Raw genomic sequence first — 22,567 nt, 5'->3', positions numbered from 1 at the left:
CTTCACTTCTTGAAGAGTGCTACGTAAATGTATCCAATGTTCATCACAGTATACCATGGGAAAAAGCACTTCGCAATCAATCCGCTTAAGTAGTAATAATCAGTTTACTCACCAAAAAGCGAAAGCGGCTCGCCTAGACGCTGGATCTAGACATCATCAAAAAGCCAATTTTTCACTCACCCATGGTCAATCTTCCCGCATGAACCGAAGCACTTCATTGAACCAATTGTCACAGTCATCGCTGTAACAGATATGATGCTTCCCAACAGGTGATTTTATGAATTCCTTTTTTTCGGAGCCAAGTTTTTTTAACAAGTGCTCAGCGGTAGTAAACGGGACAATTCCATCTTTCTCACCTTGAACGATACATACAGGTGTTTTAATCAAACCATAATAAGGTTTGACGATGCTCACAATGCGTAAAAATTCGAAGACTGCACGCAACGGTGTGTGTGCAAGCTTATATTCATACAAATGATAAAATGTATTTGGTGGATATTTTTTCATAAGCGGTTTTGCCAACATGATTCTCATCTCTTTCAAAAGGATGCGTGGACTTATATATCTTGCCGCCGCGCTTAACAAGACAAGTTTGTCGATTTTATACCTCAGTCCAAGATACATCGCAATCAGTCCGCCCATCGAAAAGCCGACCACGATTACGCGGTCGACTTCTTTTTGCAGTCTTTTAAGTGCAAGTTCCGCTTCCATCAACCAGGAAGCAGCGGATCCTTTTTCAAGATTCAGCGTGATGCCATGGCCAGTCAATGTCGGTATAGCTAACTGCCAGTTCGTTTTCATTTTCAAGAAATTCACAAGCGGCCTTACTTCAAATGGACCGCCTGTAAAGCCATGTATGAATAGCACGCCCGTTTTCATTTCCCGGCTCCTTTACCCATCAGATCTTCTAGAATATATTCAAGTGCCATTCCACGTGAACCTTTTAACAGTACAATCGAATCTACGCCAGTATATTCCCGGAGTGCGTTCACAATAGGAGTATAATCCTTTTCTGACCAAAATAGCCGCGTTTCCATGCCACCGTTTTGCAATTTATCATGTAACCATTTCATACGCGGACCATAGAGTAGAATGCCTTCTAGCTTCATCGCAACCAGTTCATCGGCTAGATTTTCATGATAAACCTGCTCTTCGTCACCCAGTTCTAACATATCAGCAAGTACAACCCATTTTTCTTTACGTAATTCAGTATCCTCCATGAAAGCAAGTGCTGCACGCATTGATGTCGGTGCTGCGTTGTATGCGTCATTAATGAACAATGCACCATTATCGACACTAACCGGCTGCATACGCATATCCGTTAAGGACGCTTGGCGAAGTGATCCGCGGATGTCATCGACACTGATAGCTGCTTCATTTGCAATAAGAATTGCAGCCAGCGCATTTTTAACTTGATGCGCCCCGTATACAGGGATTGTGAATTCTCCGTCTAGTAAGCCAGTGACTGTAAAACGACTTCCTTCATCGCCAGATTCAATCTTTTCGAGTGACAACATCGTTTCTTTTTCATAGCCAAACGAAACAGCTTGAACTGCAGTAAGCTGATCAACAAGACCTTGTAGAAGCGGTTCGTCGCCGTCGTAAAATAGCTTGCCACCTTCTTGCAATCCATCGATAATTTCGAATTTCGCTTTGGCGATTCCTGCACGCGATCCAAGATCCTGCATATGCGCTTCTCCGATATTCGTAATCACAGCAAAATGTGGTTTCGCCAGTTTCGATAAAAAGGAAATTTCCCCGAACCCACTCATGCCCATTTCCAAGATTGCAAACTCGGTATCTTCCTCAAGCGACAATATCGTCAATGGTAAACCAAGTTCATTATTATAGTTCCCTTCCGTTTTTCGGACGTTGAAATACGGAGACAATACACTTGCAATTAAATCCTTTGTTGATGTTTTGCCATTCGACCCTGTAATGCCGACGACTTTACATTGAAGCATCCCCCGATAAATGCGTGCCATTTCCTGGAGCGCCAACTCGGGATTCTCGACGAAAATTAACGGCACATTTGCAGGTGGATCCGGTTCATCTTTCATCCATAAAGATGCGACAGCACCCTGTTTAATCGCTTGTTCCACATAATTGTGACCATTTACTTGTTCCCCACGAAAAGGGATAAATAGGTCCCCCGCCGATGCAGTTCTTGAATCAATGGACACACCCGTTGCGAATATGTCTTCTAAATTTTGGCCAGCCGCCTGTATCCAATCAGCGATTTCGCTTAACTTCCGTTTCACTTCAAATCACACTCAATCCATCGTATATTGTAATGTTTGCTTTTCCGCATGTCGTTCCAGTGCTAGTTCGATCAGCCCGTTGATTAATTCAGGATAAGCTACACCTGTTTTCTGCCATAGTAGCGGGAACATGCTTGTCGGTGTAAAACCTGGCATTGTATTCACTTCATTAATCAAGACTTCGTCGTCCGAAGTGACAAAAAAGTCTGCACGGACGAGTCCCGAACAGTCAAGCACTTTAAAGGCACGGACAGCCATGTCTTCCATTGTCTTTTTAACTTCCTCAGTTACTTGTGCAGGAATGGCCAGTGTTGTGTTGCCATCTGTATATTTCGCTTCATAATCGTAAAATGCCGCAACAGGTTTAATCTCCCCTGACACTGAGCATAGCGGTTCGTCGTTACCCATGACGCCCATTTCGATTTCACGTGCAGTTACGCCTTGTTCGACGATGATTTTCCGGTCGAATTTCAGGGCAATATCCACAGCTTCGATTAAACCTTTGCGGTCCGTTGCCATGCTTATACCCACACTGGAACCAAGATTCGCAGGTTTTACGAACATCGGCCAGCCGAGCTCTGTTTCCATTTTGTCGACTAACTGTTGCTGTTCTTTAACCCATCCAGTACGGATAAAGTGTACATAAGGCACTTGTTTCAATCCTACTTGCGCGAATAACTGCTTCATGACGACTTTGTCCATTCCCGCTGACGATGCCAGTACACCATTACCGACGTAAGGGACATTCATCACCTCAAAGAACCCTTGAACCGTTCCATCTTCACCATTTGTTCCGTGCAAAAGTGGAAAAATGACGTCTGGAGCGCCCGTTCCTCCATTCAAGAAAGCATGTATACTATCTGGTTGACTGGAACCATTCCCCTCAAGGCGAAGCTCTTCAATCGTTTTCGCAGAGCTTTCAAGTGATTCTCCTTTTCTCCACTCACCGTCGTACGTTATATAAATTGGAACTACTTCGTATTTATCAAAGTCCACCGCTTGTGTCACTGCACGTGCAGTCGACAGCGACACCTCATGCTCAGCTGATTTTCCACCGTAGACCAATCCTAGTTTTTTCTTCATATTTTCCCCTCACAATCTATTAGTTTCATTCCTTCAGTTTACCATGAACAGCTCACATTCATGATGATTTTATGTAAGATATTCAACCAAACAACTTAAGTCCCGTAACACCTGCAATGATGAAGGATAAAAACAGGAACTTTAGCGCACTTCGCTTTTCACGAAAAAAAACCATGCCAATTAGAACACTACCTGCTGCACCTATTCCCGCCCAAACGGCATACCCTGTTCCAACGGGTAAATCTTTTATAGCAACTGATAATAAAAAGAAACTGAGTGCTGCTGTTAGAACAGTCAATACTGTATATTTTTTATTTCGGAATCCTTCCGATAATTTCATCATAATAACGAACGCCACTTCGAATAGCCCCGCAATAATTAAGATTATCCAAGACACTATTTAGTCTCCCCCTGTCCATCAGCAAGTTTAAGTCCGACGATGCCAACAAGAAGAAGCACTAGAAAAAACAGTTTACCAATACCTGCTCCTTCATTGAATAGGATAATACCGACAATTGCTGTTCCAGCCGCACCGATTCCTGTAAAAATAGCATATGCAGTACCAATGGGTATTTTCTCCATTGCTTTCGCGAACAGGAAAAAGCTAACTATGATGAAAACTAGCGTTACTATTGAAGGGAGAAGGACTGTAAAGCCCTGCGCTTCTTTTAATCCAATTGCCCAAATGATTTCAGTCATGCCTGCGATCAGTAAATAAATCCATGCCACAACGAAAATCTCCTCTCATATTCACACAGTTAAAATAGACCTTAAATTCCCCACAAGTTTAGCATGCCCATCTTTCAAGAGGCAACTTCGCGGTTGCCTTTACGTCCAATATGAGGAAATGCATACTCTACTCCGATGAGCTATACTTAAGAATGCTAGATTAGATGGAAAAACAGGTGATAATATGAAACAAACAAACAAGCCTGCAGATCGTTTCGACTGGACACTAGCCTTTATTTTATTGCTATTTTGCATTATAAGCATATTTACAATTGCTTCCGCTCAAACATCCGGGCAGTATTCAATAAACTTTGTGCCATTACAAATTAGATGGTATATCGTAGGCGCATTCATCATTGCTATGGCGATGTATCTGGAACCTGAACAATATAAACAGATGGCATGGTACTTATACGGACTCGGAGTTTTTCTTCTCGCCTTCCTCTTTTTCGCCCCAGGAGGAGATGGACAAATTGCTGAAATGCGACTTGGCGCAAAAAGATGGCTTCATCTTCCGGCTATCGGAACAATTCAACCTTCTGAATTCATAAAAACATTTTTCATCCTAGGCATGGCGCGCATGGTGAGTTCTCATAATGAAAACTTTGTGGAAAGAACAATAAAAACGGATTTTCTTCTCCTTGGAAAGATTATGGTTGTTCTACTCCTACCGCTCGCATTCATTGTGAAACAGCCTGACCTCGGAACTTCTTTAGTATTCATGGCAATTACGGCCGCCGTCATTGTCGTTGCAGGAATTTCATGGAGAATTCTGTTACCACTTTTCGCAGGAACAGCCGCAATTGGTGGGGGATTATTATGGATGGCCCTCTATGCGCAAGATTTCATGGAAGACACACTCGGTTTTTCCCGCTACCAGTTTAAAAGAGTTTATTCGTGGCTCGATCCATATTCTTACCCTTCTGATGAGGGTTATAACCTACTAACCTCCATGACAGCTATCGGCTCAGGTGGTATTAACGGCAAAGGTTTTCAAAGTCGCGAAGTATACATTCCAGAAAATCATACCGATTTCATATTCAGTGTTATCGGAGAAGAATACGGCTTCATAGGCGCTAGTCTCGTGATTACATTGTTTTTCATCCTTATTTATCATTTGACGCGTGTTGCACTTGAACTAAAAGATCCATTTAGCGTGTATGTCTGTACAGGTATTATCGCCATGATTACGTTCCATGTCTTTGAAAACATAGGCATGACAATCCAGTTACTTCCGATTACCGGAATCCCCCTACCATTCATCAGTTACGGCGGGAGTTCGCTAATGAGTAATATGCTCGCAATCGGTTTAGTCTTCAGTATGAAATTCCATCATCGAACGTATTTGTTCGACTCTGATGATGAAGATTGATTAGCAGAGTTCATTAGACAATAGTAAAAAAAGAAACCATCGCAACTCCTTTCCGTTATACTAAGAAATGTAGAAAGTAATCCTATTTTAGTGAAATCAAGGTGACTATATATGAAAATACCTAATAAACCGGCAGATCGTTTTGACTGGACACTTGCATTTATCCTGCTGTTATTTTTCCTTGTCAGCTTGTTCGCGATCGCTTCGGCTCAGACGACTGGCCAATACACCATAAACTTCGTACCCTCGCAAATTCAATGGTACTTCATCGGATGTGTTATTATCGCGATTACGATGTTTTTAGAACCGGATCAATATAAGAAAGCTGCCTGGATTATTTATGGCGGCGGTGTATTTATTTTAGCCCTGCTAATTATTCTTCCGGATAGCATGGAGCTTGTGGCAAAAAGAAATGGTGCAAAAAGCTGGTTTCACCTCCCTGGGGTAGGAAGCATCCAACCCGCTGAGTTCATGAAGACATTTTTCATCATCGGCATGGCGCGCATGATTACGACGCATCACGAAAAGTTCGTTAAGAAAACATTGAAGACCGACTTTTTTTTACTCGGGAAAATAATTGCTGTTCTATTCTTGCCGTTGCTTTTCATCATGATGCAGACCGATCTTGGTACTGGACTTGTCTTCATAGCGATTACAGCAGCATTCGTCGTTGTAGCAGGAATTACGTGGCGAATAATTTTGCCAGTATTTGTCGGGACCGCGACGATTGGAGCGACTTTGCTGTGGATGACACTCTATGCACAGGACTTCCTTCAAAACAAACTTGGTTTAAGACCATATATGTTTGAACGTATCTATTCATGGCTCGATCCTTATTCCTATTCTTCGAATGAAGGGCGTCACCTTATTACGTCACTCAATGCGATTGGCTCGGGTGAAGTTTTCGGAAAAGGTTATAAAGGCCGCGAAGTGTACGTCGCAGAAAGCCACACCGATTTCATCTTCACAACGATTGGGGAAGATTGGGGATTCATCGGCGCTAGCTTAGTTATTTGCTTGTACTTTTTCCTCATTTATCACTTGACGAAAATTACGCTTGAATTGAAAGATCCATTTAGTACGTATATATGCGCAGGTATTATTGCAATGATTACGTTCCATGTCTTTGAAAACATCGGGATGACGATTCAGCTACTCCCGATTACTGGCATCCCGCTGCCATTCATCAGTTATGGCGGTAGTTCACTAATGGGGAATATGCTCGCAATTGGATTAGTATTCAGTATGAAGTACCATCATAGGACGTACATGTTTAGTTCGGATGATGACGAATAAAGAATAGCGGAAAGCGCCCGCTTAGACGCGACAGGCATAAGTCGATCTAGCGACGTGGCGCCCTTTGCCACATAGCTGAATTGCTTATGACCCGAGCGGCTGGCGCCTGGAGTCTAGACACCAAGACAAAAAAAGCTTCGACGGAAAAATCCGTCGAAGCTTTTTTTGTCTTGGTACTATCACTTTCTTTATTGAGATTGAATTTGTGGGGCTTGTGCAAGTGGCGCGAGGGCTTTCAGCATTTCCAGACGGGATTTCGTCATCGTAGCCGAAACACCCAACTTCGCCAAGTTGGAGATGATTGTTTTCAAATCAACTTCTTTAGCCATCTTTTCCACCTCGACCTTTCTATTAGTTCTAGACGAATATGCATCAGTAAAGTTTCGTTCTACAGGTAAATGTCGTTCTATTTTGCTCGTACTACAATTATACCACTCCTGTCCACTTTTAAATCTTTCATTATTGTTACAGTTATTAACTTTTTGTAAATGTTTCATACATCAAGGTAGGTAATTTGACAAAAAATCTATTTGCAGATGAATTTTCCGGGTAGCGTTGTTTACTTTGGACAAAACGTTGTTTACTTTCCACTTAGTGTTATCAACTTCAGACAATACATTGTAAACCTACCACCTCCTCCCCTTTTCCATTGTCTGATTTACATACGAAGGGTAGAATGAATATATTGATTCAGTCGAAAGTGGGTTTGAATATGAAAAAAGCAATCCTTTTACTTATGTCCGTACAATTTTTTGTTTATCTTGGGTTTGGTATTATAATTCCAATTCTTCCTGAAGTTATCTTGCAGCAAGGATTATCTGAAGTACATGTTGGCGGATTACTGACTGTTTATGCACTAGCTTCTTTCTTTACCGCGCCGCTATGGGGGGCTTTGTCAGACAGAACCGGAAGAAAAAAGCTCATTTTAATAGGACTAATTGGCTTCAGTCTTAGTTTCTTCCTATTTGCTTTGTTCATCGAGAACTTGCCGCTATTGTACGCGTCACGCGTTGTGGGAGGGATATTCTCTGGTGCACTTTACACCGCTGTTACTGGATTCGTTGCAGATATGACGGATGAAGAAAACCGTAATAAATATATGGGACTGCTTGGTATGTCAATTGGACTTGGTTTTATTTTCGGACCAGCAATCGGGGGCATACTTGGTAATGTCAGTCTTCAATTACCATTCATTGCTTCAGGTACCTTGACAGTGCTCCTTATGATTTATGCAGGAATTATATTGAAGGAACCGGAACGACGTGGAGAGGCGAATAAACGTGCTCTCCTCCCAAAAGGTGGAGCTATGCTTTGGCAATATCGTATCCGTTATCTATTTCTATTCTCGTTCATGGTGACATTCCTTCTCGCCGGGCTTGAATCTACGTTCCAGCTGTTCCAAATCTCCAAAATTGAAATCACACCACTTCAGCTTGGTTACTTGTTTATGGCTAGTGGTTTCGTCGACGCGGCAATTCAAGGCGGCGTCGTTCGCCGTGTGAAAAACGGAACGGAAACGAAATGGATTATTGGGGCGCAGATCGTTACCGCACTTGGCCTATTCCTTATTCCGTTTACATCAAGCCTTTTCTGGGCCGGTTTTGCGCTGAGTGTCTTCACTGCGGGGAACGCACTTGCCCGTACGGTACTCGTTTCATTAACAACAAAAGAGTCTGGCGGAAAATACGGAACGGCTGCTGGGATGACATATTCTATGGACAATATGGGACGCATCATCGGTCCGCTGCTATTCACATGGATTTTCACGCAAGAAGCCGCCAATATGTACTTCATTTCCACAGTTCTTGCAGTTCTATCTATCGGGCTAATCTTTGCCTTTAGGAAGTCTGCTAAATCGTTGCGGAATTTGGAAGCAACGCTGAATAACTAATACGAATAGTAAAGACCACCTTTCTAAAATTGAAGACAGGTGGTCTTTGCTATTTCACATTAAAAATGTTGCTAATAATTATTCTGAAATAACCTCTGATTCCTTCACATTTGAATTTCCGAGTTCCGGATGAGCTTTAATCATGACTGATGGCCGCGCCAACACGAGAATAACCCCAATTAGTATTAGACTCGAAACAATGAGAATCCATTGTGCCGGGAATATATCATATAAGAACCCGTAGATAACTACTCCAAGGGGCATAAGTGCCATCGACATTGTTTCCAGGATTGCAAATACGCGTCCTTTATAATCATCGTCAATCATTTTCTGCATCATTACTTGCATGGGCGTATTTACTATAATTATTGTTGCTCCAAAGCTAAACATGACGAATGCATAAAACCCAAACATAAAATTATAGTGCATAGGTATTAAAAGAGGAATTGCTACGCTTCCCATAATGGCACCCATTCCGAGAATGCCTCGTTTTGAGACAAGCAACGGATACTTCACTTCTTTACGCATCGTCAGATAGATTGACAATAGTAGCATCCCCACCGCAAATGCACCTTCCGTCAATCCAAAATGTGTCGATACCATCTTCATCTTTTCAATAAGAATGAAGGAATAACCGACTTGGAATGCACCAAATAGAAAGTTGATGAATAAAGCAATCCAAATCAATGTCATCAGAATTGGTTGTAATTTTAAATAGGCTAATCCAGCCTTCATACTTTGCATCATCGATTCATTCGGTTCCCCATCGACTATTTCTTTACGTTTCGCAAATAACTTGAAATTCATCGTTGATTCTAGAAATACCCCAATAATCGAAGCAGTCATATACATTATGAGAAATACCGGCATCGGGACTGTTCCATACAATAAACCACCTACCGCCGGGCTTCCGATTGCCGCAAATGAAATGGACATTTGGTTCAGAGACATCGCTTTTTGAATTCGTCCTTCATCAATAAGTCCAGTAATAGAAGAGCTGAATGTTACGCCCGAAAATGTTGATGTGATCGATAAAACAACAGTTGTAGTGTAGATTGCAATTAAAGACAATCCAGAAGTCAGACTTACAATCAAGAGCCCCCCGATTGCAAGAGTTGAAGCAACTTGAGCGGTAATAATGATTGTCTTTCTTGAATACCGATCAGCCGCGTAGCCTGCAAAAGGCGCAACGAGTGTCCGTGGTAAAAGGTTGCAAATAAGGTTCGTCGCAAAACTTGTTGCGGATCCAGTTAGTTGTAAAATGTAAAAACTAATAGCGAATGCATATACCTGTGCCCCGAACGAAGAAATGAGCTTACTGATTGTGAACGTCCACAGATGATAAGTAGCTTTTTTAAGCTTTAAAACCTCTTGCATACAAACACTCCTGTCTGAATTGTTTAATTTCATTAAACGAATAATAACATGATAAACACTTCCATTACAAGTTAAAGTTTAATATAATTAAACTACGTAATTAAAACAGTGGAGGTGTGACCTATCGAAACGTTAGGTGAGCGAATACGCAAATTACGAAAACAACGGAAATTGACGTTGGAGGCTTTAGCGGGTGATGAGCTAACAAAAGGCATGCTCAGTCTCATCGAGAATAACAAGGCGAATCCTTCGATGGAAAGCCTGTCTTATATAGCAGAAAGACTCGGTGTAGAAGTGGTGGAGTTATTGGAAGAAGTAAGCACATATGAACTAAGAGCACTGCTTGAGAAAGCGGAGATTCTATATAATACCGAATTTGATGTACGGACTGATGAATACACTCAGCTCATCACGCTAGTTGAGCCCTATGTCCCAAAATTGACACAAGGTTATGAATCAGCGCGCCTATTGGAAATATATAGTCGCTGTATTTATTATGAAAAAAAGAGTGGATGGCAAGTATTTTCCGATCGAGCTGCAACAATGTATGATCTGATGAACATCATTCCGAGGCGCGCAAGCATAGGAATATTCCGGGCATTTGTCAAATTTACCGAGCATAACTATGCACAATCACTAAGTACTTTGCTCCACGAACGTTCCGAAATCGAAGCTCGAAATGCATTTATCGATCCGATGACACGGCTTGACCTCGATTATATGGAAGCTGTTCTCCTTTTTGCAGTAGGAGATTCCGAGTCTGCCATACGAGTCATGAAAAGCGGTATTGAATTCTCAAGGCAGGAGCGGGTGTTTTATCGTATCGACCACTTATATAGGCTAGCAACCGCTCATGCAATAATGGAGGAAGATGAAGACCAATACGCTTATTATTTAAAGAAATTAACCCAATACGGGGATTTCACGGAAGATAAAGAAGCAATATTTTTCACGAAGTTTGCGGAAGTCCATTATTTAAATTCTTTCAAAAAGTCCTACAAGGAAGCGCAAGAACAATGGGATCAGTTCTTAGATAAAGGTAAGTATTCTAATGACTACAGTCCCTTTATTAATCTAGAAAAAGGAAAATCCTTTTTCGGATTAAATGAATTTGAACATGCACTCGTGGCCCTCGAAAAAGTGAAGATTGCAGACTATACCCATCATCCATTCGACTTGTCGATTTTTTATGAAAAGGATGCATATAAAGCACTTTGCTACATGGAATTAGGCAATCTTATTGAAGCGAGACGCCTTGCAGGACTTGCCATGCAGAACATTTCAATGATGCCCCGTACGCCTTATAAAGATTTCATTTTGGAGACATATGAATTGTTAACAAAATAAAAATACCGCAGAAGACAATCGCGTCTTCTGCGGTATTTTTTGTTTTATGATTGGTCTGAAGTGATATATGATCGGTCGACCAAATTTATGCTCGATTGCACGATTATATGATCGGTCAAGCAAATTTATGCTCGATTGCGATATTATATGATCGGTCGAACAAGTTTATGCTCGATTGCGATATTATATGATCGGTCAAGCAAGTTTATGCTCGATTGCAAGATTATATGATCGGTCAAGCAAGTTTATGCTCGATTGCAAAGTTATACGATCGGTCAAGCAAATTTATGCTCGATTGCGATATTATATGATCGGTCAAGCAAGTTTATGCTCGATTGCACGATTATACTTCAGCCGTCTGTTTATCAAGCGGAGCGTTGTACATGTCTTTATCCAATTCACCCGTTACACGTGCAGTCGTAACACCCGCCGTCATGGATCCACTGACGTTTAATGCTGTACGGCCCATGTCGATGAGCGGTTCTACTGAAATCAGCAGTCCTGCTAATACAATCGGCAAGTCCAGTGCTGATAGAACAAGAATCGCAGCGAATGTTGCTCCGCCACCAACTCCAGCAACTCCGAATGAGCTGATTGCCACGATAGCGATCAATGTAACAAGGAATGTTGGTTCAAGTGGGTTCTGTCCTACTGAAGGTGCAATCATCACTGCAAGCATCGCAGGGTAGATACCAGCACAACCATTTTGACCGATTGACAGGCCGAATGAGCCGGCAAAGTTGGCAATACCATCAGGTACGCCGAGACGATTCGTCTGTGTATCAATGTTTAGTGGAAGCGCCCCTGCACTCGATCTTGAGGAGAAAGCAAATATCAATACTTCCCCTGCTTTTTTCACGTAAGTGATTGGGTTTAATCCCGATAGCGTAATAATGATTAAGTGAATGCCGAACATGATTAAAATCGCTACATACGAAGCAAGTACAAACTTGCCTAGACTATAGATAGCCGCAAAGTCAGACGTCGCTACGGTCGTTGCAATAATCGCTAAAATACCGTATGGAGTCAAGCGCAAGACAATCTTTACAACACCCATGATCAGAGAATAGATTGCATCGATTCCCTTTTTCACAGTAGCTGCATTTTTTTCATCTCTTCTTGTAAGTGTCAAATACGCAAATCCAAGGAATGCCGCAAAGATGACAACCCCAATTGTTGAAGTTGGTCGTGCACCTGTGAAGTCAAGAAACGGATTCGCAGGCAATAAGTCTATTAACTGATCAGGCAACGGACGGTCCGCGACTCCTTCCGATCGTTCTTCAATAGAAACACCGCGAGCAAGCTCAGCTTCTCCCTGCACTATTTCCTTCGCATCAAGGCCGAAAAGAAGTGTAACAGAAATCCCGATAACCGCGGCGATTGCAGTTGTTCCAATAAGAAGTCCTAATATCAATCCCGCCATCTTACCAAAATTCTTGCCGATTGTTATTTTCGTGAATGCCCCAAGAATTGAAATGAAAACGAGTGGCATAACAATCATCTGAAGTAATTTAACATAACCTGTTCCTATCAAGTTAAACCACGGCATAGACTCCTGCAATACTGTTGAATCTGTACCGTATGCGAAGTGTAAAATAAGTCCGTATGCGATTCCGAGACCCAGCCCGGTGAAAACACGTTTTGAAAACGAAACCTTTTTGCGATGCATACTATATAGTATACCGACGAGCAAGAGCAACCCGGCAATGTTTAAAATAAGTAATAATGTATTCACTTTTCTTCCTCCTAAGTTTTAGATAGCGTGTAGCATAAAGCACACTTTAAACCATTAATGTCTATCAGTCAAGTAGGTTTTATCTTAACTTCCACTGTTACTTCTTTTTTCTAAGTCTTCCGTTATACTAGTAAGATAAGCATTATATGTAAAGGAGGCCGCTTATGACTCAACTAATCAGCATCTCGGTTACAGCAGTTTTTATTTTGAATATATTTCTTGCGATTGCCCTTATCTTTCTAGAAAGAAGAGACCCAACCTCAACTTGGGCATGGCTCCTCGTCATATTTTTCATTCCATTTTTCGGTTTCTTTATTTACCTTTTACTCGGCAGGCAACTGAGGGAAAAACACCTTTTCCGGTGGGAAGGACGGAGTAAAATTGGTATCGATCAATTGATTGATTATCAAATTGAAGCAATAGAAGAAGATACCCTCGAATTTAGGCTAGATGATACAGCTCACTACAAGGATATGATTTACCTTCATCTTAGAAATAACCACGCTGTCTTGACGCAAGACAATGACGTTCAGGTTTTCAACGATGGCGCAGCTAAATTTGATGCACTTATCCATGACCTCGAGCAAGCAAAGGATCATATTCATTTTCAAACTTACATTTTCAAATTGGATACCCTGGGGACTAGGATACTAAACGTTTTAATACGAAAAGCGAAGCAAGGCGTAAAAGTGCGTGTACTCTTCGATGATATCGGTTCACGAGGGCTTCGCAAGAGACACTTGAAGGAACTGATTGATAACGGAGGAGATGTTGAAGCGTTTTTCCCAGCTACTATGCCGCTTATCAATCCTCGAATGAATTTCAGGAACCATCGTAAAATCGTTGTTATCGACGGGCGAATTGGTTATGTTGGTGGATTCAACGTAGGCGATGAGTACTTGGGGCTGAACAAGAAGTTTGGTTATTGGCGCGATACACATCTGCGGATTGAAGGAAGTGCGGTACACCCGCTTCAGACGAGGTTTATATTGGACTGGAACCAAGCATCTGAAAAAAATGATATCGAATATGCAGAACACTTCTTCCCTGCTATCCCTCGTAAAGGTTCCGTCGGGATGCAGATTGTGTCGAGTGGACCCGACTCAGAATGGGAGCAGATTAAAGACGGTTATTTGAAAATGATTTTCATCGCGAAGAAATATATTTATATTCAAACGCCTTATTTCATCCCAGATATCAGCTTCTTGGACGCGCTACGCATTGCATGTCTCTCTGGAATCGATGTGCGGATAATGATTCCGAACAAGCCTGACCACATGTTTGTATACTGGGCAACCTATTCAAATGTTGGTAAATTATTAAAAGCAGGAGCAAAAGTTTATATTTATGAAAATGGCTTCCTGCATACCAAGCAAATCGTCGTTGATGATGAGCTTTCAACCGTCGGAACTGCCAATATCGATGTCCGCAGCTTCAAATTGAATTTTGAAGTCAACGCCTTCATTTATGATCGTGAAAAATCACATGAATTAGCTGAGCTTTTCGAACAGGATATGCAATTATCGACTGAATTAACCTATGAAATGTATTTGGAACGTTCTCGTCTCATTAAATTAAAAGAATCAGTTTCAAGACTACTTTCACCAATTTTATGATATAAGAAAAGCTTAATACGCCCGCTAGACGCGACAGGCATAAGTCGAGCGGCTGGCGCCTGAAGCTAGACACTAAGAAAATCGCAAGATGTCTGGAGTCTAAATACCGACCTAAATACTTTCTTTTCATAGAACAAAAGGGACGCACCGCTAAAACGGTACGTCCCTTTTGTTCTATGAAAATATGAGTCACTTATGTGTTTATTGGACCCCTAAATATTCTTCTAACGTAAGATTTTTCTTGAAAATTTCGTCCGCAATTTCAAGACCAACATAACGGAAATGCCAAGATTCATGCATATATCCTGTAATCTGTTCTTTCCCCACTGGATAGCGCATAACGAAGCCGAATCGGTGAGCGTTTGCTGCCACCCATTTTCCTGCTTCTGTTTCCCCAAATGATGATGAAGCAAAGTGCTGTTCGAAATTCACTTCACCAATATCGAATGCCAGCCCTGTTTGATGTTCAGAATAACCCGGGCGTGCACTGTAGGTATCGGCCGCTTTCTCACCATCACGAGCAACATATCTCTCGTAAAGTGTCGTCTGGTATTCAAATGAGCGATAGGTGCTGAATGCATTGAGATTAAAACCAGTAAGTTTCGCTTCTGCCGCCATTCTTTCAAATGCCCCACGCGCTTTTTTGTCTTCTCCAGGTGCGTATGTTGCCGGAAGCGGATACTTTTTATTGGCGAGTAAAATCCCTTTTACAAACTTCGGTTCTTTAGGAAGCGTCTGACCTTCGATATATCCTCCGTTGTCAATCGCTGGATTCGGCTTTACTTCAGTACCAGATCCTGCACCGTTGTTTTTTGTTGGTTTGGATGGAGATTCAGGCGTAACCTCCTGCACTTTCCCCGGTTCGTCCTCTTCTTTCGTTTCTTCAGCATCTGGTTGCTCTACAAGGTCAGGGAGTTCGGTTGGTTCTGTTTCGTGGGCTGCGTCCTCATCTCCATTTGCAACAGACATACCAAAGACTTCTTGCCCTTTTTTAATACTTTTTTCTACATCCCAGTCATTCATTCCAAGTCCAATTAGGAGTCCTGTCATAATGAAGCCGGAAATAATTAAAGTGATTGTTAAAGCTTTACCCTTTTTTTTCTTATTGGTATAGTTGTTTTTTCGTTTCATCAATAAGCCTACCTTCTCAATATATATGTATAGTCTACCATCATTTTTCTTTGTGGTCTGCGTATGCTATCATTTAATTTCACGATTATTGAATAGTTTGCAAGGGAGCGATAGGATGAAGAACCAAAGATGGCTTTCGATGAGTTTTTTCGCTTTTTTCTTTACTTGGGGCGTATTTCTTCCCTATTGGACTGGCTGGCTAACAATTGAAAAAGGTTTATCCGTAACAGCAGCAAGTTTTATTATGGGTGCTGGAATGATTGCACGATCGTTATCCACATTCCTTATCTTCCCGTATCTGACACGAAAAATGTCCATGATCCGCGTGATGAAATGGATTTCACTTACAGCACTTATTTTAACGCTCCTCTATTTACCAGACTCACCTTTCATCGTACTTCTTATTATTACCGTTCTATTCAGTGCAATCTATCCGATGATATTGCCTGCCGTCGAAAGCGGCGCGTCTATTTTAATGCAGATAGAAGGAATTCATTACGGAAAGAGCCGATCGTTCGGATCAATTGGCTACACTATTGCTTTGTTATTAATCGGAGCAGCTACAGCTATTTGGACTGAGCAAGCAATCCTTTACATAATGATTGTTGGGTTAACTATCTTAACATTATTTTTCATGCGACCAGCACCAGAAGCTTTGCGATTAAATCCAGTTCATGACGACACTACTAAACAAGCCATCAATTTCAAATCGCTCTTGACGTCCAAAGAATTTGCAATCGTCTTGCTACTCGCCATCCTTTTACAAGGGGCGCATGCGTCCTATTATAACTTCGGATTCATCTTCCTAGATAATCTTGGTGTTAATGGTCTTTATATCGGGATTATCTTGAATATAGCAGTGTTATTTGAAATATTGTTTTTTACACGTGCTGATCGATTGCTTGCAAACCTTAAAGTCTCCACGATGTTTCTCATAGCAGGGATCGGATCCACGGTAAGATGGGTACTAATTGCTTTATTTCCATACATATCTGTTTTCATCGGTACTCAAATACTCCATGCCTTGTCGTTTGGTGTAGCCCATTTTGCGTTCATAAAATTCATTTCTCAAAAACTGCCCCATGATCAACTTGCTACAGCACAAGGAATGTATGCAGCATTCGCGATGAGCCTGAGCACCGCAATCCTGACATTTTTAGGTGGTTACTTATATGACGTTTCGCCACGGCTCGCATTTCTCGGTATGATTATTTGTTCTATTCCGGCTATCATCATCGTGCTGATGACTAGAAAGAAATATGCCTATTAATAGAATAGACGCTTACCGGAAATTTCAGTTCCCGGTAAGCGTCTTTTCTTTACCTATATGTGTTGAAATAAAGAATCCTACCAACAACGCTAGGGGACGCCTTCGCTGGAGATTATATAGAATCACTCATTCAACATATATAGTTAATCATATGTTCAACTTACCTAACAATATTAAATATGAGCAACACTACAAAAGCGCCTCCGAAAAAAATAGACATCCATAACATCCATTTCGACTCGCGTACCATACCCTGCTCACGAAATGATTTCGCCCGAGCCCCATTTGTCAATGAAAACAGAGCCACCATCGACAAAACAGCGTTGTTCAAGTCGAGCTTGATGATGAAATAGACCGAAGCTAATGCGGCTGCTACAATCCCGATTCCAAATAACCATTTAGTCTGCACATCGATAACCTCCTATGCCTTGTAATCTACATATGTTGACCATTATCTGATTCCTGTAATCTGACCAGAAAAAAGGCCGAAGATTTCTCTCCAGCCTACTTTCATTTATCGTCTTTAGTGTCTATCTTTTTTACTTCTTTTACTTCTTTTACTTCTTTTACTTCTTTTACTTCTTTTACTTCTTCAGCATTTATAACCTCTTCAGCATCTTCTACAACCAGTTCAGGATGCTTGTAATAGAACTTGCGGCCTAAGTACGTTTGGAAGATAAGGAGAAGTCCCCCAACTGCCCAGTAAAGGGGTAGTGCTGCCATCGCCTTGAATGAAATGAACATAATCATAACTGGCGATAAGTAAATAAATGCTTTCATCTGTTTCTTCTGCTGCTCCGGCATTGTCCATAGTGATACACGTGCTTGGACGAAGTAAACTGCACCAGCAAGAACCATCATAATCATATCCGGCTCTCCGAGATTAAACCAAAGAAACTCATGTGTTTGTACTTCAGTAGAATTGAGGATAGCAAAGTAGAGACCCATGATGATTGGCATCTGGATGACTAACGGAAGACAACCCATATTAAGTGGATTGACACCATGCTTCGAATAAAGTCCCATCATTTCTTGCTGAAGCTTCACTTGCTCATCTTTTTGTTCTTTTTCTTTTGCTTCTTTCAAACGCTTTTGAATGTCTTCCATCTCAGGGCGGAGCGCATCCATTTTAACTTTCATATTCTGTTGCGACTTATAGTTTTTCAGCATAAGCGGCATTAGGACCAACCGGATTAATACCGTAATGAGTATAATCGACAGGCCGTAATTCCCATTGAAGAAATCACTGAAAAAATGCAGTAACCAATCCATCGGCTTAACGAAAAGATTATAAAATGTACCTTCTTTGTTCTCGATGCCTGCACAACCGCTTAGAAAAACGGCAGTGGTCATTAACATCGTAACTAATCCAATTTTCTTCTTCATTAGATTCACCTTCACTATTTCAAACTATTAAAAAGTATACCTTACCTAGTCCTCAAATTACAACGATTGACCGTTCGGAAAATTTTTTCTTCCCCAGTAATGGAGTAACGAAAATAATCTCCTGCCAGACCTCTTCGGAATTGCCTAGGTGTTTGACCGGTTTATTTTTTATCTATGCGTGTGAAATAACTTTGATTACAAAATAGAATCGCTCAGATATATCAGGAATTTTATTTTCAGGAAAACATAGGTAGTATTGAGATTCTTCCAGAGCACAAAATTTTCGTATGTACTTCATAAATTTCATTCTGTTCCGTCTTCACGAGTAGAATCCTGGAGGAGCTTCTGGGTTGTTGCCTGTCGTATATATATTTCATTCTTCCCTCAATACCCAAATGCAAGAATCCCTAACATAATTTAATAAAAAAACACTTCCATGTAGGAAGTGTTTTTGGTATCGTACTACATTTTTATTTGATGGATTGTTCCGCGCCTGATTCGTTTTGTTCTTTTTTATGGTAGAGTCCATCTGTTTCAGGGGTCATCTTCACATCATCTTCAATTTCTTGGTTATAATAGTGGACACTCGTTTGAGCACCTTCACTTACCATTTTGTTATCTTGAAGATCATATGGATCCGAATGTCCGACTTTAGTTTCGGAAGATCTATTCAACTTTTGTGATTCGATGAATGAATCAACTTTTGTTTTCATATTACTAAAAGCCACTTGTGCCTTATCCCTATTTTCTTTTTTACTGAAGTAGGCATAAGCCCCCGCCGCCATCGTTGCAAGTAATAAATTATTATTTCGTTTACGACCCATTCAAATCATTCCTCCCAGATTTAATGAAAAAAGTATTGTATAGAGAGTATACCCTCATCTGCCAGTTTAGAAACTTTCATTTTCATACGTTTAATAAAATCATATCCACATGCGGAATTCCACCATCTTCATAAGGCTCCGAAATCGCATTAAATCCATGCTTCTCATAAAATCCAACAAGATGTTGCTGAGCCTGCAATCGAATCTTTTCAGGTTTCCAATGTTTCTTTGTAAAGTCAACGCTTCGTTCCATAAGAATATGTGCAAGCCCTGTGCCCCTTTTGTCCTCTCTGATGATGACCCGACCAATGGATGGCTCCATATACTTCACACTAGCCGGAAGAAGCCGTGCATAGGCGGCCAGTCCTTCCTCATCGCAACAGAATATATGAATCGCATCGTAATCATGACCATCAACTTCATGATACGCACAATTTTGCTCCACGATGAATACATCAACACGTAACTTCAACATTTCATATACTTCATGACCGCTTAATTCCCCAAATTCGTTATAAGTCCACTTCATCCAGCATCTCTCCCATATATATCATTTTCATTACATTGGTAGTTTTCATCCAAGTTATTTGTTATGATTACAAAAAGAAATGCAGAGGTGACAGTGCAATGATCCGACTAATGACTGCCATGGATAGTATGCACGTTCAACAGATTGTTTTTAAGACTTGGAACGAAACCTATAAAGATATTATTCCAGCAGAAATCCAAAAGAAATTTATCAATCGCTCCTACTCAGAAGCGATGCTACTGAAGCGCATGGAGAAAACGTATGTGCTAGTAGCCGAATGTGAAGGTATTCCTATCGGTTTTTCCAGTTTCACGAAAAAAGATGAAGATGGCGATTCTGAATTGACTGCTATGTATATTTTACCATCGCATCAGAAAATGGGCTATGGTAAAAAGTTAGTTGAATACTCTCTGTCGTTACTTTCAGACGCACAGAAATTATTTGTTTATGTAGACGAACGCAATACGGTTGGACGAGCCTTTTATGAGAAACAAGGCTTTGAGTTACTTGATGTCTTTGAAGAATATTTCGAGGGCTACCCTGTAGTAACAGCCCAATATGTATTTTGTATTCATTCCCCAGCACTTGCCTTACACTAAAAAAACACTTTCCCCCAATTGGAGGAAAGTGTTTTTTTTACATTATTATAAAGGTCTCATTGTTCCATCATACTTATCATCCACGAACTGCGACTCCTGTGTTAGTGGTGGTTTCTTGGTAAAACAAAGGATTCCAGCAATGTACAGAAGAATTGAAGTCAATGAAATAATCCCAGCAGTCAAACCGGCGATAATGAACATAATCCCAGCAAGCTTAGGATTTTTGTTCTTCCAAATGCTCACAATCCCAATTATCGTCAAGATAAAACTAATGATTAAGCTGATAATGATTAACCACATAAACCCACCTACTAGGGAAAAGACCGAATAAATTGACTCTAGTTCCATTGGTGTTAGCGTCGGATCATATGCCATCATCTCCGAATCGAATTCTACACGGAACATCGGCTCCGACTTCACATAGTTAAATAAAGCCAGTGAGGCGAAACTTAGAATAACACCTACTGCCGTAAATATGACACTTATTATCGATAATACTCTTTCTACTGTACGGCTCATGATATACACCTCTCTCTTAATCTCTATATATGATTATACGTTCAACTGAAGGATAGGTTTCACTTTTTCAAACAATAACATGACAAAGATGTTTCATTAAATAGTGAACGGGTATTCTGTATATATGCAGGCATCATAGCCCAAATTAGGAAAGGGGACGATACAAATGGAGAAGAAACTGATTTTCAGTCAAGCCGACATGATGTATACTGTCGCCGGCGCTACTGTATTAACTAGTATAGTGTACTTAATTACTTTATTGTGAGGGATTTGAATGAATCGAACTTTACCGCGTGAAATATAAAAGGCAATCCTTAGTTTTATAACTAAATGGATTGCCTTTTATTATTTTTCACACTTTTACATCATCATAATCTTTGTAGCGTTCAAAAGCTGTTACAACATACGAGCAGACAGGCTCCATTTTTAACTCATGTTCACGCGCATAACTCGCTGCACGGTCCAGTATTTTTTTTGCAACGCCTTGTCCTCGGAGTTCAGGTGAAACGAATGTATGATCCATCACCATCACATCCCCAAGAATTGTCCATGTAATTTCTGCAAGCATCGCTCCATTTTGTTCATAACGGAACGCGAATGCATCCCCGCCCAATTCAACAAATTCGAATTCCATCTAAACTACCCCTTTTCAATAAATTCTCCTTCATAATACAACATTTTACTTCCCGATTACTTAAACCAAGACTGAACGGATTCGAAAAGGTTCGCAAAGAACTCCTTCACACTTTCCCAAAAGCCAGGATCAATATCACCGAGTGTTTCTTTTATTTTCGATGTCATATCCGATAATTGCTCAGATAATTTATTGAAATCGATATCTAAATTTCTAATTCTGTCCATTAAGTCTATGAGCAATTGCCGATCCGCATCACTTAAATTAATATTAAGCTTTTTCATTTGCTCTGTGACAATTTTCTCAACCTCTTCTTTTGTCGCCGGATTTTTCTCTGCGATTTGCTTTTTAATTTCCGTTAGAAGCTCGGCTACTTTGTCACTATCGACACCGGGTTCTTTCGCAAACTTCGTCGCAAGATTCAATTCATCATTTGCGACATCAGTCCGCTCTGTATCAAGTTTCTCACCAGTCACTTCATAGGCTTTGTATATTCCAACTAACGCGGAATGGCCCGTCACTTTTTTCGGTGAGGCTACCTCGACAATTGCGTCTTCGATTCCGGCCGTTAACATTGCCGTTGCATAGATTTCTGGTGTCACCTGTGTAATATTATCCTGTGTAACAATCGTGATGACAAGCCCTTTGCCTTCTTCCTGCCTCGTGATTTTAGCTGAAGAATACATACGTGCCTTGCCATTGCCATCTTTAATATATTTCACAAGGTCACTGCCATCAACGGATATTTCTTCCACTTCCGCTTCTTGTGCAACGCCCAAACTATTCTTCACACTTTCTTTTTCTGCGTCTGATAAATCTGCACCGTAAACAACGATTGGTACACCTAGTTTTTCATTGATGACTGGATCTTCTGCATGTACGGTCGCCGGAACCGTGATTCCGATTACCAGTACAGCCGCCATCATTATTGTCAGTAGACGTTTCATGTTGATTCCCCCTCTTTCTAG

At 40.9% G+C, this 22,567-nt stretch carries 23 protein-coding genes; 7 read left to right on the top strand and 16 right to left on the bottom strand.

Annotated elements, in window-relative coordinates:
• Positions 1-186: 186 nt before the first annotated feature.
• The 5 genes from MKX62_RS10160 to MKX62_RS10140 all read right to left on the bottom strand — a co-directional run bounded on the left by MKX62_RS10160 (position 187) and on the right by MKX62_RS10140 (position 4,073).
• A complete protein-coding gene (locus MKX62_RS10160) occupies positions 187-879 on the bottom strand; it encodes an alpha/beta hydrolase (RefSeq protein WP_067205289.1) in 693 nt (230 codons plus the stop codon).
• Positions 876-2,261, bottom strand: a complete 1,386-nt coding sequence (locus tag MKX62_RS10155; RefSeq protein ID WP_340741347.1) for a UDP-N-acetylmuramoyl-tripeptide--D-alanyl-D-alanine ligase — start codon at positions 2,259-2,261, stop codon at positions 876-878. The genes MKX62_RS10160 and MKX62_RS10155 overlap by 4 nt, the downstream gene beginning before the upstream one ends.
• 12 nt (positions 2,262-2,273) lie before the next feature.
• The gene (locus MKX62_RS10150; protein WP_340741346.1) at positions 2,274-3,344 is read right to left on the bottom strand and encodes a D-alanine--D-alanine ligase; all 1,071 of its coding nucleotides are present in this window, start codon (positions 3,342-3,344) and stop codon (positions 2,274-2,276) included.
• An 82-nt stretch (positions 3,345-3,426) separates the two neighbouring features.
• Positions 3,427-3,741 carry a DMT family transporter gene (locus tag MKX62_RS10145; protein ID WP_067205281.1) on the bottom strand — a complete coding sequence of 105 codons (315 nt, stop codon included), beginning with the start codon at positions 3,739-3,741 and terminating at the stop codon, positions 3,427-3,429.
• On the bottom strand, positions 3,741-4,073 hold the full coding sequence (locus MKX62_RS10140; protein ID WP_067205278.1) for a DMT family transporter: 333 nt from the start codon (positions 4,071-4,073) through the stop codon (positions 3,741-3,743). The genes MKX62_RS10145 and MKX62_RS10140 overlap by 1 nt, the downstream gene beginning before the upstream one ends.
• Positions 4,074-4,257: 184 nt before the next feature.
• Here MKX62_RS10140 and MKX62_RS10135 point away from each other — a divergent pair, with 184 nt between their 5' ends.
• Together MKX62_RS10135 and MKX62_RS10130 are read left to right on the top strand one after the other, a co-directional pair.
• Complete coding sequence (locus MKX62_RS10135) at positions 4,258-5,445, top strand: FtsW/RodA/SpoVE family cell cycle protein (RefSeq protein ID WP_340741345.1); 1,188 nt, start codon at positions 4,258-4,260, stop codon at positions 5,443-5,445.
• A gap of 111 nt (positions 5,446-5,556) precedes the next feature.
• Complete coding sequence (locus MKX62_RS10130) at positions 5,557-6,741, top strand: FtsW/RodA/SpoVE family cell cycle protein (protein WP_067205272.1); 1,185 nt, start codon at positions 5,557-5,559, stop codon at positions 6,739-6,741.
• Between the two features lie 188 nt (positions 6,742-6,929).
• On the opposite strand, the gene MKX62_RS10125 is transcribed toward MKX62_RS10130, so the two are convergent.
• Positions 6,930-7,070: an Lmo0850 family protein gene (locus MKX62_RS10125; protein WP_186672238.1), complete on the bottom strand. Its 141-nt coding sequence runs from the start codon at positions 7,068-7,070 to the stop codon at positions 6,930-6,932.
• Positions 7,071-7,453: 383 nt separating this feature from the next.
• Here MKX62_RS10125 and MKX62_RS10120 point away from each other — a divergent pair, with 383 nt between their 5' ends.
• Complete coding sequence (locus MKX62_RS10120) at positions 7,454-8,632, top strand: MFS transporter (RefSeq protein ID WP_340741344.1); 1,179 nt, start codon at positions 7,454-7,456, stop codon at positions 8,630-8,632.
• Between the two features lie 78 nt (positions 8,633-8,710).
• Here MKX62_RS10120 and MKX62_RS10115 read toward each other — a convergent pair whose 3' ends face one another.
• Positions 8,711-10,009 (bottom strand): MFS transporter, encoded by a 1,299-nt coding sequence (locus tag MKX62_RS10115; RefSeq protein ID WP_340741343.1) that lies wholly within the window; start codon positions 10,007-10,009, stop codon positions 8,711-8,713.
• A 123-nt stretch (positions 10,010-10,132) separates the two neighbouring features.
• Between MKX62_RS10115 and MKX62_RS10110 the strand changes: the two genes are divergently transcribed.
• A complete protein-coding gene (locus MKX62_RS10110) occupies positions 10,133-11,356 on the top strand; it encodes a helix-turn-helix transcriptional regulator (RefSeq protein WP_340742573.1) in 1,224 nt (407 codons plus the stop codon).
• 343 nt (positions 11,357-11,699) lie between these two features.
• Here the strand turns inward: MKX62_RS10110 and MKX62_RS10105 are convergent, their stop codons facing one another.
• Positions 11,700-13,025, bottom strand: a complete 1,326-nt coding sequence (locus MKX62_RS10105) for an L-cystine transporter (protein ID WP_082786789.1) — start codon at positions 13,023-13,025, stop codon at positions 11,700-11,702.
• 230 nt (positions 13,026-13,255) lie between these two features.
• Between MKX62_RS10105 and cls the strand changes: the two genes are divergently transcribed.
• Positions 13,256-14,707, top strand: a complete 1,452-nt coding sequence (gene cls, locus MKX62_RS10100; protein ID WP_067205257.1) for a cardiolipin synthase — start codon at positions 13,256-13,258, stop codon at positions 14,705-14,707.
• Between the two features lie 201 nt (positions 14,708-14,908).
• On the opposite strand, the gene MKX62_RS10095 is transcribed toward cls, so the two are convergent.
• Positions 14,909-15,838 (bottom strand): M15 family metallopeptidase, encoded by a 930-nt coding sequence (locus MKX62_RS10095; protein ID WP_340742572.1) that lies wholly within the window; start codon positions 15,836-15,838, stop codon positions 14,909-14,911.
• Between the two features lie 115 nt (positions 15,839-15,953).
• Here MKX62_RS10095 and MKX62_RS10090 point away from each other — a divergent pair, with 115 nt between their 5' ends.
• The gene (locus MKX62_RS10090) at positions 15,954-17,108 is read left to right on the top strand and encodes a 3-phenylpropionate MFS transporter (protein WP_340741342.1); all 1,155 of its coding nucleotides are present in this window, start codon (positions 15,954-15,956) and stop codon (positions 17,106-17,108) included.
• 160 nt (positions 17,109-17,268) lie between these two features.
• On the opposite strand, the gene MKX62_RS10085 is transcribed toward MKX62_RS10090, so the two are convergent.
• The 4 genes from MKX62_RS10085 to MKX62_RS10070 form a co-directional block, all read right to left on the bottom strand.
• Positions 17,269-17,517 carry a hypothetical protein gene (locus MKX62_RS10085; protein WP_067205252.1) on the bottom strand — a complete coding sequence of 83 codons (249 nt, stop codon included), beginning with the start codon at positions 17,515-17,517 and terminating at the stop codon, positions 17,269-17,271.
• 101 nt (positions 17,518-17,618) lie between these two features.
• The gene (yidC, locus tag MKX62_RS10080) at positions 17,619-18,494 is read right to left on the bottom strand and encodes a membrane protein insertase YidC (RefSeq protein ID WP_340741341.1); all 876 of its coding nucleotides are present in this window, start codon (positions 18,492-18,494) and stop codon (positions 17,619-17,621) included.
• 470 nt (positions 18,495-18,964) lie between these two features.
• Positions 18,965-19,318: a hypothetical protein gene (locus MKX62_RS10075; RefSeq protein ID WP_340741340.1), complete on the bottom strand. Its 354-nt coding sequence runs from the start codon at positions 19,316-19,318 to the stop codon at positions 18,965-18,967.
• An 82-nt stretch (positions 19,319-19,400) separates the two neighbouring features.
• The gene (locus MKX62_RS10070; protein ID WP_340741339.1) at positions 19,401-19,847 is read right to left on the bottom strand and encodes a GNAT family N-acetyltransferase; all 447 of its coding nucleotides are present in this window, start codon (positions 19,845-19,847) and stop codon (positions 19,401-19,403) included.
• Positions 19,848-19,945: 98 nt separating this feature from the next.
• Here MKX62_RS10070 and MKX62_RS10065 point away from each other — a divergent pair, with 98 nt between their 5' ends.
• Positions 19,946-20,446, top strand: coding sequence for a GNAT family N-acetyltransferase (locus MKX62_RS10065; protein WP_340741338.1), 501 nt, complete (start codon positions 19,946-19,948; stop codon positions 20,444-20,446).
• 45 nt (positions 20,447-20,491) lie between these two features.
• Here MKX62_RS10065 and MKX62_RS10060 read toward each other — a convergent pair whose 3' ends face one another.
• The 3 genes from MKX62_RS10060 to MKX62_RS10050 all read right to left on the bottom strand — a co-directional run bounded on the left by MKX62_RS10060 (position 20,492) and on the right by MKX62_RS10050 (position 22,546).
• Complete coding sequence (locus MKX62_RS10060; RefSeq protein ID WP_187046541.1) at positions 20,492-20,965, bottom strand: DUF4064 domain-containing protein; 474 nt, start codon at positions 20,963-20,965, stop codon at positions 20,492-20,494.
• Between the two features lie 352 nt (positions 20,966-21,317).
• A complete protein-coding gene (locus MKX62_RS10055; RefSeq protein WP_340741337.1) occupies positions 21,318-21,599 on the bottom strand; it encodes a GNAT family N-acetyltransferase in 282 nt (93 codons plus the stop codon).
• 56 nt (positions 21,600-21,655) lie between these two features.
• Positions 21,656-22,546: a DUF1002 domain-containing protein gene (locus tag MKX62_RS10050; protein ID WP_187046540.1), complete on the bottom strand. Its 891-nt coding sequence runs from the start codon at positions 22,544-22,546 to the stop codon at positions 21,656-21,658.
• Between the last annotated feature and the right edge of the window lie 21 nt (positions 22,547-22,567).

The organism is Sporosarcina sp. FSL K6-5500 (assembly GCF_038005665.1).
In the GTDB taxonomy this organism is placed as follows: domain Bacteria; phylum Bacillota; class Bacilli; order Bacillales_A; family Planococcaceae; genus Sporosarcina; species Sporosarcina psychrophila.
The sequence above is the reverse complement of the archived record's forward strand: the minus strand, read 5'-3'. Positions and strand labels throughout refer to the sequence as shown.